Genomic DNA, 13,353 nt, shown 5'->3' with positions numbered 1-13,353 from the left:
CCGCCTACGCTGGGCTGGCGCGTGAGGCGCCGTACGGACAAATGCGGCATGGGGGACGGATGGATCTGGGCAGACGCCGTGGGCTGCGACTCGCGGCACTCGGCACGTTGCTGGCAGTGGTGGCGCTGCCCGCGTACGCCGACGATCCCACGCCCTCGACCACTCAGCCGCCGCCTGCCTCCGTGACCGACGTCAACCGCTCGCTCGAGCAGCTCCAGGCCGAGGCTGCGGCCGTTCAGGCCGACTTCGCCAAGGCGACGATCGCCTACACGAAGGCGCTGAAGGAGGCCCAAGCCGCCGAGACGGCCGCGAAGAAGGCGGAAGCCAGTGCGGCGGCCTCCAAGGGCCTGTCCGACGAGGAGCGCCGCCGGCTCGGCGTGATCACCGCGCAGGCGTACCAGCTGGGCATCCCTACCGTGATGGGCACCGAGTCGATGCTCTGGTCGCTCGCCCCGGTCGCCGAGAACCTCCAGGAGATCGCCGACCGGCAGACCGCGATCACCCAGCTCGGCAGCACCCAGGTGTCGCAGTACAACAAGGCCATGGCCGCCGAAGCCGAGTCCAACCGGCTCAAGGCGGACGCGACCACGAAGCGCGCCGCCGCGAACGAGGCCGCCGCCAAGGCTCAGGAGCTCAGCAACCAGGTGCAGCACAAGGCCGCCAGCGCATCCGCGGCGATGGCCGACCAGACCGCCGATCTCGATGTCGCCTCCGCGCTCTCGAAGCAACTCCAGATCGCGCGTAACCAGCAGGCGCTCGGACGCTGGCAGACCTACCTGACCGAGCTCGCGGCAACGAAGGTCACTCCCCCGGCCGCCGCCGTACTCAAGAACCCGAGCAAACTGCCGACCGGGCTCGCACCGCTGACGCGCCGCGGTGCAGCCGTCCCTGGTGTCGCGTCGGTGGCTGTCGCCGGCCGAACTGTGCGCGTGATGTCGGCCGAGACGATCCGGGCGGTCAATCAGGCCTTCAGCCTGGTCGGGAAGCCGTACGGCGTTGCCGCCACCGGCCCGGACACGTACGGCTGCCTCGGTGCGGCCCGCGTCGCGTGGCAGCCGTACACGACCCTGCCGAACCTGGTCGGCAAGGTCTACCCGGACTACCAGGCCGTCCCGAACGCGCAGATCCAGCCCGGCGACCTGCTCGTCATGGGCAGCAAGTCGCTCGGCCTCGTCCACATCGGCATCGCGCTCGACAACGGCGAGATGATCGCCGCCGACGAGTCGAAGGGCTCGGTCGTCGTCACCACGGTCCCCGACAACCTGTACGCCGCGCTCCGCCCGACCCTCGGCGCCCCGACCAAGCCCCAGGTCGCGCCGGTCGCCACATCCGAGGCGTACGCGTTCCGGTGCGGCAACACGGCCACGTCGTACGACGTCGGCTCCGGCTCCTGGACCTGGCCGCTGCCGGACGGGACCTACGACATCGGTACGCCGTTCGGTCAGTCGGGGTCCATGTGGTCGACCGGATTCCACACCGGCCAGGACTTCCCGGCCGCGGTCGGTACGACGGTCCGCGCGGTGACCTCCGGCGTCGTACGCGTCGAGCACCCCGCCTGGGCCGGCAACCTGGTGCGGATCGACCACGGCAACGGGCTGGAGACGCTCTACGCCCACCTGAGCCGGGTCGACGTCGCGGACGGGCAACAGGTGACGGCCGGGCAGCAGATCGGTGCCGTCGGCACCGAAGGCAACTCGACCGGGCCGCACCTGCACTTCGAGGTCCGGCTCGGCGGCGATCCCGTCAACCCGATGCCGTTCCTGGCGACCGGGTCCGCGAGCACCGGGTGGGGCGGCTACAGCAACGGCATGATTCCGTCCGGCAAGCTGTGCGCGATCGGGTCCGGTCACAGCCTCAGGTGCGACGCCGCTGCGGCGTACCTCAAGCTCGCCGGTGCTTACCGAGCGCAGTTCGGCAAGTCACTGTGCATCACCGACTCCTACCGTTCGTACGCGTCCCAGGTCAGCCTCTACCAGCGCAAGCCCTCCCTGGCCGCGCTCCCGGGCACGTCCAACCACGGTTGGGGCGTCGCGGTCGACCTGTGCGGCGGCGTCGACAAGTACAACACCACCCAATACCAGTGGATGAAGTCGCACGCGTCGGCGTACGGCTGGCTGCACCCGGCCTGGGCCGACCAGGGCGGTAACCGGGAAGAGCCGTGGCATTGGGAGTTCGGCAACCCGGCCGCTGCCTAGGCGCCCGGTAGTCTGGTGGCGTGGCCGAGAAACAGAGTCCCGACCGCACCGATCACAACATCACGCTCGATGCAGCGGACGACCGGTGGGAATGGCGGAGGCGGATTCGCGAGAATCCGAAGAAGTTGCTGTTCTACCGCATCGGCGTGGGCGTTCTCGGCGGACTGCTGATCATTGCCGCGCCGTTGACCGGCTGGCTGCCGGGACCGGGTGGGATCCCGTTGTTCATCGCGGGTCTCGCCGTGCTCGCGAGCGAGTTCGAGTGGGCCCAGCGACTGCTGTACCGGGTCAAGGACTGGGTGAAGGCGCTCACCGCCTGGACCGGCAAACGGCCCGCCTGGCTGAAGGCGCTCGGGACGCTGGCGCTGTTCCTCTGCGTGCTCGTCGCGATCTGGCTGTACATGGCCGTGCTCGGCGTGCCGGGCTGGCTGCCCGACTCGTGGGAGTCATTCCTGCACAAACTGCCCCTGCTGCACTGAGTACGGCGGCAGTTCGACGAGTTCACTCATGTTCTGGGCCATCTTGAGCATCTGGTTCAGGAAGAACGGCCGGTCGAGGATCTTGTTCCGCGCCGCGATCCCGAACCGGGTCGCCGGCGCCATGAACTGACCCGAGCGGCTGCCGTCCTGCGTCTTCGAGACGGCCTTCCGAAGCCGCTCCTCGTACCGGTCGAACGCGGTCCGCAAGTCGCCCTGCGCCAGCTCTCCGGCCAGTACGTAGGCGCCGACCACCGCCGTACCGGTGCCAAGCGCTCCGAACGTCGCGCCGTACCCCGCGTCGCCGAGCAGCACGATCCGGTCGGTCGACCAGTGGTCCACGCGGACCCGACTGATCGAGTCGAAGTACAGCTCCGTTGCCGCCGGCAACGCTGCGAGCAGCTCCGGGACGTGCCAGCCGAGGCCGCTGAACTGCTCCAGCAGGATGGCCTTCTGCTGGTCCAGGTCCCGCCGGTTGTACTCCAGCTTCGGCGACTTGAACACGAACAGCGTCCCCGCCAGCGCCGGATCGCGACGGTCCGGGCCGACGCTCGCGAGCTTCCCGGGCACGTTGTACATCAGCGTGTCACCGGAGATCCCCAGCGTGTTCGGCACCTCCCAGCCGCCCACGTAGTAGTCGAGGTGCCGCTCCACGACCTGCTCCGCCCGCCACGCCAGCCGCCGTACGACGGAATGCATCCCGTCCGCGCCGATCACCAGGTCGTACGTCTCCTCGATGCCACTCTCGAACCGCACGTCCACGCCGTCGGAGTGCTCGTGCAGCGAGGCGATCGAGTCTGCGAAGCGGTACGTCGCTTGCTCGCGGCTGTGCTCGTACAACACCCGCGACAAATCCGCCCGCAGTACCTCCAGCTCACCGCCGGCGAACTCGGCCGGCAGCCGCATCAGCTTCCGTCCGGACTCGTCGACGAACCGCATTGCGTTCCCGCCGGTCTGCAGTGACCGCAGGTCCTCGAGCACGCCCATGCGCTCCAGGACGGTCGTGAACACCTCACCGCGGAAGTCCACCGCATACCCGCCCTTCCTGAGCGCGGGCGCGATCTCGACCACTGTCACGTCGTGTCCCGCACGGCCCAGCCAGAGCGCCACCGAGGGGCCCGCCACGCTCGCACCCGAAACCAGAACCTTCATCGTCGCCTCCATCGAGAGTAACTGTGTCTGCCGGACACAGTAATGTGTATGGTAGACACAGTTCAAGTCGATTGAGTAAGGAACGCGATGACCGAACTGCTCTGGGGCAAGGAACCGGCCCGGACGCGCGGCCCGAAGCCGGCCATCACGCTGACCGCCATTGCCGAGGTCGCGATCACGATCGCGGACGCCGAGGGCCTCGACGCGGTCTCGATGCAACGCGTCGCCGGCGAGCTCCCGGTCACGAAGATGGCGCTCTACCGGTACGTCCCCGGCAAGACCGAGCTGGTCGCGGTGATGAGCGACCTGGCGATGGGCGGCCCGCCGGACCGTCCCGACCTACCGTGGCGCGAGGCCCTGCGCATGTGGGCCATCGACCTGTACGACGGATTCACGCGGCACCCGTGGCTGCTGCAGTCCACCATCGGTCGCCGCCTGCTCGGCCCGAACGAACTCGCCTGGATGGAGCGCGGCGTCGCGGCGCTGGCCGGCGCCGAACTGAGCGGCGGCGAGCAACTGGACTCGATCCTGGTGATCACGAGTCACGTCCGGAACATCGCGCAGCAGTCCACGACCTTCCCCGGGCACACGACCGGACTGACCGAGGAGGACATGCAGCAGTCGCTCGCCGAGATCCTCGCCACCGAGGCCGACCGGTTCCCCCATCTGACCACCGCGATGCGTACGTCGGCGGGCAGCGAGAACCAGGGTCTGGAGTTCGGCCTGGCGCGGATCCTGGACGGCCTGGAGCTGCTGATCAGTGACCGGACGGGCTGAGCCGGATTCCATTGAAACGTTGCCGATAGACCGATGCGGACAGCCCGTAGTGCGACTTGAACCGGCGGGCGAAGTAGTTCTGGTCGGGCCAGCCGACCGACTCCCCGATCCGGTTGATCGGCAGGTCGGTGTGCAGCAGGCGGTCGGCCGCGAGTTCGACGCGGTGCCGCGACAGGTACGCCATCGGCGGCAGTCCGGTGACCGACTTGAACAGGCGGACCAGGTACCCGGGCGCGAGGTGCAACTCCCCCGCGAGATCGGTCAGCGTCCAGTGCCGGGCCGGATCGGCCTCCATCATCCGCATCGCGTCGACGACGGCCGGATGGGTGTACTCGCCACGCTCCTCGGTCTCCGCGACCGTTCGCGCGACACAACTGAGATACAACGACAGCCAGCCGATCACCTCGCCGCGGTGCCGGCTCAACGGCTGGTTCCGTAGCCGGCGCAATCCGTCGAGGTGGCCGACCGCCTCCTGCACGGTCGCCGGATCGAGATGCGTGCCGATCATCCCGCGGCGCTGCGCCGAGAACGGCCCGGTCCACAACAGGTAACCCAGCAAGGGATCCTCGCGCGCCCAGGCGAGCTCACGCCGGACCAGGTCGGCGGAGAAACAGCAGTTGTAGACCTCGAGTCCGTCGCAGTCGACGTACTCGTGCCAGACCCCCGGACGCAGCAGGATCGCGTCGCCGGCCTGCAACCGCTGGCGTCCGGCGAGGCTGTGATGGACGCCTTCACCGCCGGTGACGAGCACCAGCTCGAAGAAGCTGTGCGTGTGCAGCGGGTGCGCCTTTTCGTGCAGGTGCGGACCCGCGTGCACCACCGTCCCTTCGACGAAGTGCAGCACGGTCCCGCGGGTCCTCACCGGCTCATCGGCCATAGGTCACGATACGAGCCGAAGTGCAGATCGTGCTAGATCGAGTGCACATCGGGCTAGTAGCCGGCGACTACCGGTCGCAGGATCGGGGAACAGGCGAAACGTCCTCGCCGGTCCATCAGCCAAAGATCGAGCGTTTTGTCAGAGCACCTTATGAATCGTTTCACATACCGTCCTGATCAGCGCCCTGGTTGGAGTCTCATGTCGCATCTCGCTGCACCCACCGCCCTCCGCTTCGAGCATCAGCCCGCACCCGTACTGGGCATCGGCACCGCGAGCCCGCGGATCTCCTGGCAGGTCCCGGCCGCGGACGCCGGCTACGCGCAGACGGCGTACGAGGTCGAGATCACCACCGGAACCACTGAAGTCTTCACCGTCCAGTCCCCCGACCAGGTCCTGGTGCCCTGGCCGGGTGCGGCGCTCACGTCGCGCGAATCCGCGCAGGTACGGGTCCGCGTCCGCGGCAACGAAGACTGGAGCGAATGGAGCGAGCCCGCAACGCTCGAGACCGGGCTGCTCTCGCCGGACGACTGGACCGCCCGGTTCGTCAGCCCGAAGAACAACCCGCACGGCTCCCCCGCTCCCCTGATCGCCGGCACCGCGGACCTCCCCGACGGCGTCGTGAAGGCCCGCCTGTACGCGACGTCGTACGGCATCTACATCCCCGAGCTCAACGGGCAGCGGGTCGGGACCGAGGAGCTCGCGCCCGGCTGGACGTCGTACCAGTTCCGGCTCCGCTACCAGACGTACGACGTGACCGAGCTTGTTCGACCTGGTGAGAACACGCTCGAGTTCCTCGTCGGCAACGCCTGGTACCGCGGCCGCATCGGCTTCCAGGACCAGAAGCAGCTGTACGGCGAGCGCCTCGCGGTCCTCGCCCAGCTCGAGGTCACCACCGAGGACGGGCAGGTCCACACGTTCGCGAGTGACGGCACCTGGACCTCCCGGGAGAGCAACGTCCTCGCCGACGACCTGTACGACGGCCAGACCACCGATCTGCGCAAGAAACCCGGAGAGCGCTCTCTGGTGGACGTTCTCGACGCCGACCTGAACCTGCTCGTCGCTCCCGACGGCCCGCCGGTCCGGATCACCGACGTCCTGCCCGCGATCGAGATCACCACGTCCCCAGCAGGCAAGACCCTCGTCGACTTCGGCCAGAACCTCGTCGGCCGCGTCCGCCTCACGGTCCGCGGCCAGGCCGAGGGCGACGAGATCGTCCTGCGGCACGCGGAGGTGCTGGAGAACGGCGAGCTCGGCGTCCGCCCGCTGCGCACCGCGAAGGCGACCGACACCTACATCCTCGCCGGACCGGACGAGGTGACCCTCGACTCGCCGCTCACCTTCCACGGCTTCCGGTACGCCGAAGTCACGGGAGTGAGCGCTCTCTCGAAGGACGACATCGTCGCCGTCGTCGTCGGCACCGACCTGCGCCGCACCGGCTGGTTCGAATCGTCCGACGAGCTGCTCAACAAGTTCCACGAGAACGTGGTCTGGGGAATGCGCGGCAACTTCGTCGACGTACCGACCGACTGCCCGCAGCGCGACGAGCGCCTCGGCTGGACCGGCGACATTCAGGTCTTCTCGCCGAGCGCGACCTTCCTGTTCGACACCGCCGGCTTCCTCACCAACTGGCTCGCCGACCTGGCGGCCGAGCAGCAAAAGGACGGATCCGTCCCGTACGTCATCCCGGACGTCCTGAGGGACGAGCACCCGGCCACGGCGGCTTGGGGTGACGCGGCAACGATCGTGCCCTGGGTGATCTACCAGCGCACGGGCGACGCCGGCCTGCTCGCTCGGCAGCTGCCGAGCATGCGCGCGTGGGTCGACAAGATGGCCGACCTGGCCGGCAGCAACCTGCTCTGGTCCGGCGGCTTCCAGTTCGGTGACTGGCTGGACCCGACGGCTCCCCCGGAGAACGCGTTCAAGGCCAAGGCCGACGCCGACGTGGTCGCGACCGCGCACCTGGCCCGCTCGGCCGAGGTCGTCGCGCAGGCCGCCGAAATCGTCGGCCAGCCCGACGTCGCCCGTCAGTACGCCACTCTGGCCGACGGCGTGCGGCAGGCGTTCGCCACCGAGTACGTCACCGCCGGCGGCCGGGTACTGAGCGACGCGGCAACGACCTACGCACTCGCCCTGCAGTGGGCCCTGCTGCCGACCGACACCCAGCGGCGCGGCGCCGGCGAGCGCCTCGCCGATCTCGTCCGGACGTCGAGTTTCCGGATCAGTACCGGTTTCGTCGGAACGCCGCTGATCTCGGACGCGCTGGCCGATACCGGACATCCTGACCTGGCATACCGCCTCCTGCTACAGACAGGTTGCCCGTCTTGGCTGTACGCAGTGACGATGGGAGCCACGACGGTCTGGGAACGCTACGACAGCATGCTGCCCGATGGCAGCATCAACCCCGGCGAGATGACGTCGTTCAACCACTACGCGCTCGGCGCGGTCGCCGACTGGATGCACCGCCGGGTGGCGGGCCTGGCCGCGGTCGATCCCGGTTACCGGACCTTCGAGGTACGTCCGCTCGTCACCGAGCACCTGACGAAGGCATCGGCCAAACACCTCACGCCGTACGGCGAGGCGGCCGTGGCGTGGGCCCGCGACAACGGTCAGGTCACCCTCTCCGTGACGGTGCCGGTCGGGTCCAAGGCCAGTGTCGCCGTACCCGGACAGGACGAACCGGTCGAGGTCGGTCACGGAACCCACGAGTGGACCGCCGACGACCCGTACGCCGAGACGCCGGGCGTGCCCGCCGACGCCACGATCCGCCAGCTCGTCGACAACGCACCGGCGTGGACCGCGATCGTCGCGGCCGCCGTCAAGGACGAGGTGGTTGCCGCCGACACCGATCTCGCCGTCCGTCTGGAGCGCTACCTCGACAAGCCGGCCGCGGAGCTCATCCCCGTGCTCGGCCGCTTCCGCAAGAACCCGAACGCCCAGGCCCTGCAGGCCGAGCTCGACGCGCGACTCAACCACTAGCCCACTCACCGACCGCCCCGCTGCCGCGATTCACATCCCTTGGAGGTCATGATGAGGTTCCGCCCAGGAGCCAGCGGACTCGCACTGCTGGCTGTCTGTTCCCTAACCCTTGCCGCGTGCAGCGCGGGCAGTCTCGGATCCAGCGACGACGCCGGTGGCAACGGCGCGGTCGAGATCACCTACCTGATCGGCAATCAGGATCAAGATCTGAAGGACGCCAAGCAACTGGTGAAGGACTTCACCGCGAAGAACGCCGGCATCACGATCAAGATCGAGACCCGGCCGGCCGGCACCGAGGGCGACAACATCGTCAAGACCCGGCTGTCCACCGGCGACATGCCGGAGGTGTTCAACTACAACACCGGGTCGCTCTTCCAGGCGATCGCGCCGCAGAAGAACCTGGTCTCCCTCAGCGACCAGCCCTACATCGGCACCATGGACGACAACTTCAAGAACACTGTGACCGCCGACGGCCAGGTGTACGGCGTGCCCGTCGGCGGGTTCATGGGCGGAGCGGTGCTGTACAACATCCCGATCTACAAACGGCTCGGGCTGACGCCGCCGAAGACGTGGGCCGAGTTCATGGCGAACAGCGCAAAGATCAAGGCGGCCGGGATCGCGCCGGTGATCCAGACGTACGGCGAGACCTGGACCGCGCAGTTGTTCGTCCTCGGCGACTTCCACAACGTCGCGGCCGCGGAGCCGGACTTCGCCGACAAGTACACCAAGAACGAGGCGAAGTACGCGACGTCGCCGGCCGCGCTGAAGGGCTTCGAGCACACCGAGGCCGTCCACGACGCCGGATTCGAGAACAAGGACTTCGCCTCGGCCAAGCTGCCGGACGGGCTCAAGATGCTTGCCACCGGCAAAGGCGCGCAGTACCCGATCCTGTCCGGCGTGGTCGACAACATGATGGCCACCTACCCCGACGCGAAAGAGAACGTCGGGCTGTTCGCGCTGCCTGGTGACGACGCGAGCAAGAACGGCCTGACCGTGTGGACCCCGGGCGCCAACTACATCCCGAAGACCACGACCGGCGCCAAACTGGACGCGGCCAAGAAGTTCCTCGCCTTCATCGCCAGCCCCGACGGCTGCAAGTCGCAGGCCACGTCCGGGGCACCGACCGGTCCGTACGCGATCAAGGGATGCACGCTGCCGGCCGACGTACCGCAAGCCATCAAGGACATGCAGCCGTACCTCGACAAGCCGGGCGCGTCCAGCCTCGCGCTGGAGTTCGTGTCGCCGGTCAAGGGCCCGTCGCTCTCGCAGATCACCGTCGAGGTCGGTTCGGGGATCCGGAAGGCGAAGGACGGCGCCGCCCGGTACGACGAGGACGTGAAGAAGCAGGCGCAGCAGCTCGGACTGGCAGGCTGGTGAGGTCCGTGGCCATCACCTCGATCCGCCCGCGTGCCCGCGGCGACGCCGCCAAGGCCGTCGCCGCGGGCGGGGCGAAGGTGTACCGCCCGTACTCGAACTGGTTCTTCCTCCCGTCCGCGATCATCTACAGCGTCCTGTTCCTCGTCCCGACGTTCGCCTCGCTGTACTTCAGCCTGACCCGCTGGAGTCTGTTCGACTCGAAGTTCGTGGGGCTGGACAACTTCAAGCTGTTCTTCCAGGAGCCCGCGCTGGTCAAGGGCTTCACCAACACCCTGCTCTACGCCGTCGTCACGTCCGGCTCGAAGGTGGTGCTCGGGCTGCTGCTCGCCGTCCTGCTCACCTCGCAGATCGTTGCTCGCGGCTACCTTCGGTCGGTGGTGTTCTTCCCTGTCCTGGTCTCCACGATCGGCGTCGGCCTCACCTTCACCGTGCTGATGAACCCCGAGCGCGGCCTGATCAACGGCGCGCTGAGCGTGGTCGGGATCGACGGTCCCGGCTGGCTGACCGACCCGAAGTGGGCGTTGCTGTCGGTCGCGGCGGTCGACGTCTGGAAGGGCGTCGGCCTGGCCACGCTGATCTACATCGCGGGGATCGTGTCGATTCCGCGCGAGTACATCGAGGCGGCCCGGGTCGACGGGGCCGGATCCTGGGAAACGTTCCGGCGGGTCGTGCTGCCGCTGTCCAGGCCGGCCACCGTGACGGTCATCATCCTGTCGCTGATCGGCGGGCTGCGGTCCTTCGACCTGATCTGGGCGATGACGCAGGGCGGTCCAGGATTCACCTCGGACGTGATCGCGTCGGTGATCTACAAGCAGTACCAGGCCGGCTTCTACGGTCTGTCGACCGCGGGCAACGTGGTGCTGTTCATCACCGTCACCGCGATCGTCCTCCCGCTGTCGTGGTTCCTGAACCGGAAGGAGGTGGACATGTGAGTACGGCGGAGCTCGTCAACCACCGGCCGGCCCGGAAGTGGGCGCTCAGCGCGGTCGCGATCCTGGCCTCGGTCGTGGTGTTCGTCATCCCGTTCGCGTTCATCGTGCTGACCGCCGTGAAGGACCGGCAGCAGTCCGCGGACCTGAACTTCGCCTGGCCGCACCAGTTCCGGATCGTGCAGAACTTCGTCGAGGTGATCAAGGCCCGCGACTACATGCTGGTGATCGCCTTCATCAACAGCACCATCCTGACCGTCGTCAGCGTCGCCGGCATGGTGATCCTGGCCGCCATGGCCGGCTTCGTCCTGCAGCGCCGCAGAAGCCGCTGGAACGGGCTCATCAATTTCCTGGTCCTCTCCGGCCTGATCATCCCGCCGGCCGTCGTGCCGACGATCTGGGTGCTGCAGAAGCTCGGCCTGTTCAAGACGATGCCGGGCCTGATCCTGATAGAGATAGCGTTCGGGCTCTCCTTCTGCATCCTGCTCTTCCGGGCCTTCGTCGCCACCATCCCGCGCGAACTCGACGAAGCCGCCGTCATCGACGGCGCCGGCCCGCTCGGCCTGTTCTTCCGGGTCATCTTCCCGTTGCTGAAGTCCGTGATCGTCACGGTCATCGTGGTGCAGTCCGTCGCCGTCTTCAACGACTTCACCAACCCGCTGTACTTCCTGCCCGGGGACCAGAACGCGACCGTCCAGCTGACGCTCTACAACTTCAACAGCCAGTTCTCGACCCAGTACAACCTGCTGTTCATGAACATCCTGCTGATCACGATCCCGCCGCTGATCATGTTCCTGTTCTTCAACCGGCAGATCGTGGCGGGTATGACCTCCGGAGCGGTCAAGGGTTAGCTGGTTTGCGGACGATGTGGGCCGCCTGGCCCGCGTCCTTCTCGCCGGGTAGCGCCGCGCGCGTCAGGGTCGCCACCTCGGCGAACCCGGCGCTCGCGAGCAGCCCGGCGACGTCCGCGACGTCGTACATGTAGACCTCGAGGTCGATGTCGTGACCGTAGGCGTTGGTCAGGTGGCGGTTGCCGGCACCGACCTTGAAGCCGTGCACCAGGTGGCCGCCGGGCCGCAGTACGCGGAACAGCTCCGCGAACACCGCCGGAAGGTCCTCGCGTGGACTGTGGACGAGCGAATACCACGCGAGGGCCCCGGCCAGCTCACCGTCCTTCAGGTCCAGGTCGAACAGCGACCCGACCTCGAACCGCAGCTCCGGGTACTCCCGCCGGGCCACCTCGATCATCCCCGGCGTCAGATCGACCCCGAACACGTCCATCCCCCGGCCGGCCAGGTACGTCGTGATCCGCCCGGTGCCGCACCCGAGATCCCCCACCGGCCCGTCCGAGACGAGCTGCCCGAAGTAGTCCAGAGCACCTTTCTCGAACGGATCCGCGCGGTGATAGTCGCGCAGAATCGCGTGGTAGTCAGTGGCAGCGGCGTTGTACGACCCTTGGATATCGTTCACGCCAGAACCTTAGGAAGGCCCTCCGACAGTTTCTCGTAGTCCGCGAGCGAGTTGTAGGCGTGCGCCGAGAGCCGGATGAATCCACGGCCGTCGAAGCCGGTGAGGGTGATCTCGGCCTTCAGCTCGCGAGACACGCGCAGCTTCAGCGCGTCGCCGCCGCTGAGGTCGACCGAGGACGGCAGCTCCACCAGGCGCATCGTCGCCGGCGGGTGCGCCACCTCGGCAACGCCGGTCCCGAGCGCCTTCGCCAGGACCTTCGCACCCTCCTCGACCAACGTGGTCAGCTGCGGGCGACGGGTCGGCCAGTCCAGGTCGGCCAGGACCCGCAGCGACTCCGGCGCAGCGATCCACGGCACGTAGTCGTACGTGCCCAGCATGTCGAAGCGCTCCGGCATCCGCTCGTCGTACTCCGACCACGACACGATCAGCGGCATCGACGCCGTACGCCACTGCTCGGCGACGACCAGGCCGGCCGTGGCGCGTGGCGCGGCCGGCCACTTATGGAAGTTGCCGGTCCAGAAGTCGGCGCCCGCAGCGGCGGGTGCGTCGATCAGCGCCGGTGCGTGCGCGCCGTCGACCACGACCGGTACGCCGCGCTCGTGGGCGGCCGCCACCAGCGCATCGATCGGGAACACCTTCGCCGTACCCGAGGTGATCTGGTCCACGATCAGGACCGACGCGCCGTCCAGGCGGTCCGCGATCAGCGCGACCACGGTCTCGTCGTCGGCCTCGATCGGGATCTCGACGATCACCACCTCAGCACCGTGCGCCTTCGCGAACCGCTCGGCCGCGAACCGCACCGCGCCGTACGCGTGATCGGTCAGCACGATCCGGCTGCCGGCCGGGATCGGCAGCGTCTGGAGCGCGACGGTCACGCCGGCGCTCGCGTTCGCGACCAGTGCGAACCCGTCCGGGTCGGTCTGCAGGTACGCCGCCAGCGCCAGGCGGCTCGCGGTGAGCCGGTCGGCGACGGTACGGAACCAGACCATCGGGTTGGCGTCCATCTCGGCGCGGAGACCGGCCATCACCTCCTGCGTGCGGCGCGGCACAGCGCCGTACGAACCGTGATTGAGGTGCAGCACATCGGGATCGAGGGTCCACAGGTCGGGGCGGGGACTGAGCAC

11 protein-coding genes are annotated in these 13,353 nt (G+C 68.2%); 7 read left to right on the top strand and 4 right to left on the bottom strand.

Annotated elements, in window-relative coordinates; translation table 11 throughout:
* The first annotated feature begins 59 nt into the window (after nt 1-59).
* Both ACLJOO_RS35090 and ACLJOO_RS35085 read left to right on the top strand, forming a co-directional pair.
* Nucleotides 60-2,195 (top strand): peptidoglycan DD-metalloendopeptidase family protein, encoded by a 2,136-nt coding sequence (locus tag ACLJOO_RS35090; protein ID WP_410791978.1) that lies wholly within the window; start codon nt 60-62, stop codon nt 2,193-2,195.
* Nucleotides 2,196-2,215: 20 nt separating this feature from the next.
* Complete coding sequence (locus ACLJOO_RS35085; protein WP_410791977.1) at nt 2,216-2,674, top strand: PGPGW domain-containing protein; 459 nt, start codon at nt 2,216-2,218, stop codon at nt 2,672-2,674.
* Here ACLJOO_RS35085 and ACLJOO_RS35080 read toward each other — a convergent pair.
* Nucleotides 2,642-3,823: an FAD-dependent monooxygenase gene (locus tag ACLJOO_RS35080; protein ID WP_410791976.1), complete on the bottom strand. Its 1,182-nt coding sequence runs from the start codon at nt 3,821-3,823 to the stop codon at nt 2,642-2,644. The genes ACLJOO_RS35085 and ACLJOO_RS35080 overlap by 33 nt on opposite strands.
* A gap of 87 nt (nt 3,824-3,910) precedes the next feature.
* Here ACLJOO_RS35080 and ACLJOO_RS35075 point away from each other — a divergent pair, with 87 nt between their 5' ends.
* Entirely contained in the window at nt 3,911-4,600 is a 690-nt protein-coding gene (locus ACLJOO_RS35075; protein WP_410791975.1) for a TetR/AcrR family transcriptional regulator, read from the top strand.
* On the opposite strand, the gene ACLJOO_RS35070 is transcribed toward ACLJOO_RS35075, so the two are convergent.
* Nucleotides 4,581-5,477 (bottom strand): AraC family transcriptional regulator, encoded by an 897-nt coding sequence (locus ACLJOO_RS35070; protein ID WP_410791974.1) that lies wholly within the window; start codon nt 5,475-5,477, stop codon nt 4,581-4,583. The genes ACLJOO_RS35075 and ACLJOO_RS35070 overlap by 20 nt on opposite strands.
* Before the next feature lie 198 nt (nt 5,478-5,675).
* On the opposite strand from ACLJOO_RS35070, the gene ACLJOO_RS35065 reads away from it, so the two are divergent.
* From ACLJOO_RS35065 to ACLJOO_RS35050, 4 genes are read left to right on the top strand one after another with little or no spacing between them, the layout of a single operon-like run.
* Entirely contained in the window at nt 5,676-8,453 is a 2,778-nt protein-coding gene (locus ACLJOO_RS35065) for a family 78 glycoside hydrolase catalytic domain (protein ID WP_410791973.1), read from the top strand.
* Between the two features lie 48 nt (nt 8,454-8,501).
* Nucleotides 8,502-9,830 (top strand): ABC transporter substrate-binding protein, encoded by a 1,329-nt coding sequence (locus ACLJOO_RS35060; RefSeq protein WP_410791972.1) that lies wholly within the window; start codon nt 8,502-8,504, stop codon nt 9,828-9,830.
* A gap of 5 nt (nt 9,831-9,835) precedes the next feature.
* Nucleotides 9,836-10,762, top strand: a complete 927-nt coding sequence (locus ACLJOO_RS35055; RefSeq protein WP_410791971.1) for a carbohydrate ABC transporter permease — start codon at nt 9,836-9,838, stop codon at nt 10,760-10,762.
* On the top strand, nt 10,759-11,610 hold the full coding sequence (locus ACLJOO_RS35050) for a carbohydrate ABC transporter permease (protein WP_410791970.1): 852 nt from the start codon (nt 10,759-10,761) through the stop codon (nt 11,608-11,610). Before ACLJOO_RS35055 ends, ACLJOO_RS35050 begins: the two co-directional genes overlap by 4 nt.
* On the opposite strand, the gene ACLJOO_RS35045 is transcribed toward ACLJOO_RS35050, so the two are convergent.
* Nucleotides 11,600-12,229, bottom strand: coding sequence for a methyltransferase domain-containing protein (locus ACLJOO_RS35045; protein WP_410791969.1), 630 nt, complete (start codon nt 12,227-12,229; stop codon nt 11,600-11,602). The two genes, ACLJOO_RS35050 and ACLJOO_RS35045, sit on opposite strands and share 11 nt — an antisense overlap.
* Nucleotides 12,226-13,353, bottom strand: coding sequence for an aminotransferase class V-fold PLP-dependent enzyme (locus tag ACLJOO_RS35040; RefSeq protein WP_410791968.1), 1,128 nt, complete (start codon nt 13,351-13,353; stop codon nt 12,226-12,228). The genes ACLJOO_RS35045 and ACLJOO_RS35040 overlap by 4 nt, the downstream gene beginning before the upstream one ends.

It is taken from the genome of Kribbella sp. C-35, from assembly GCF_046549195.1.
Lineage (GTDB): Bacteria > Actinomycetota > Actinomycetes > Propionibacteriales > Kribbellaceae > Kribbella.
The sequence above is the reverse complement of the archived record's forward strand: the minus strand, read 5'-3'. Positions and strand labels throughout refer to the sequence as shown.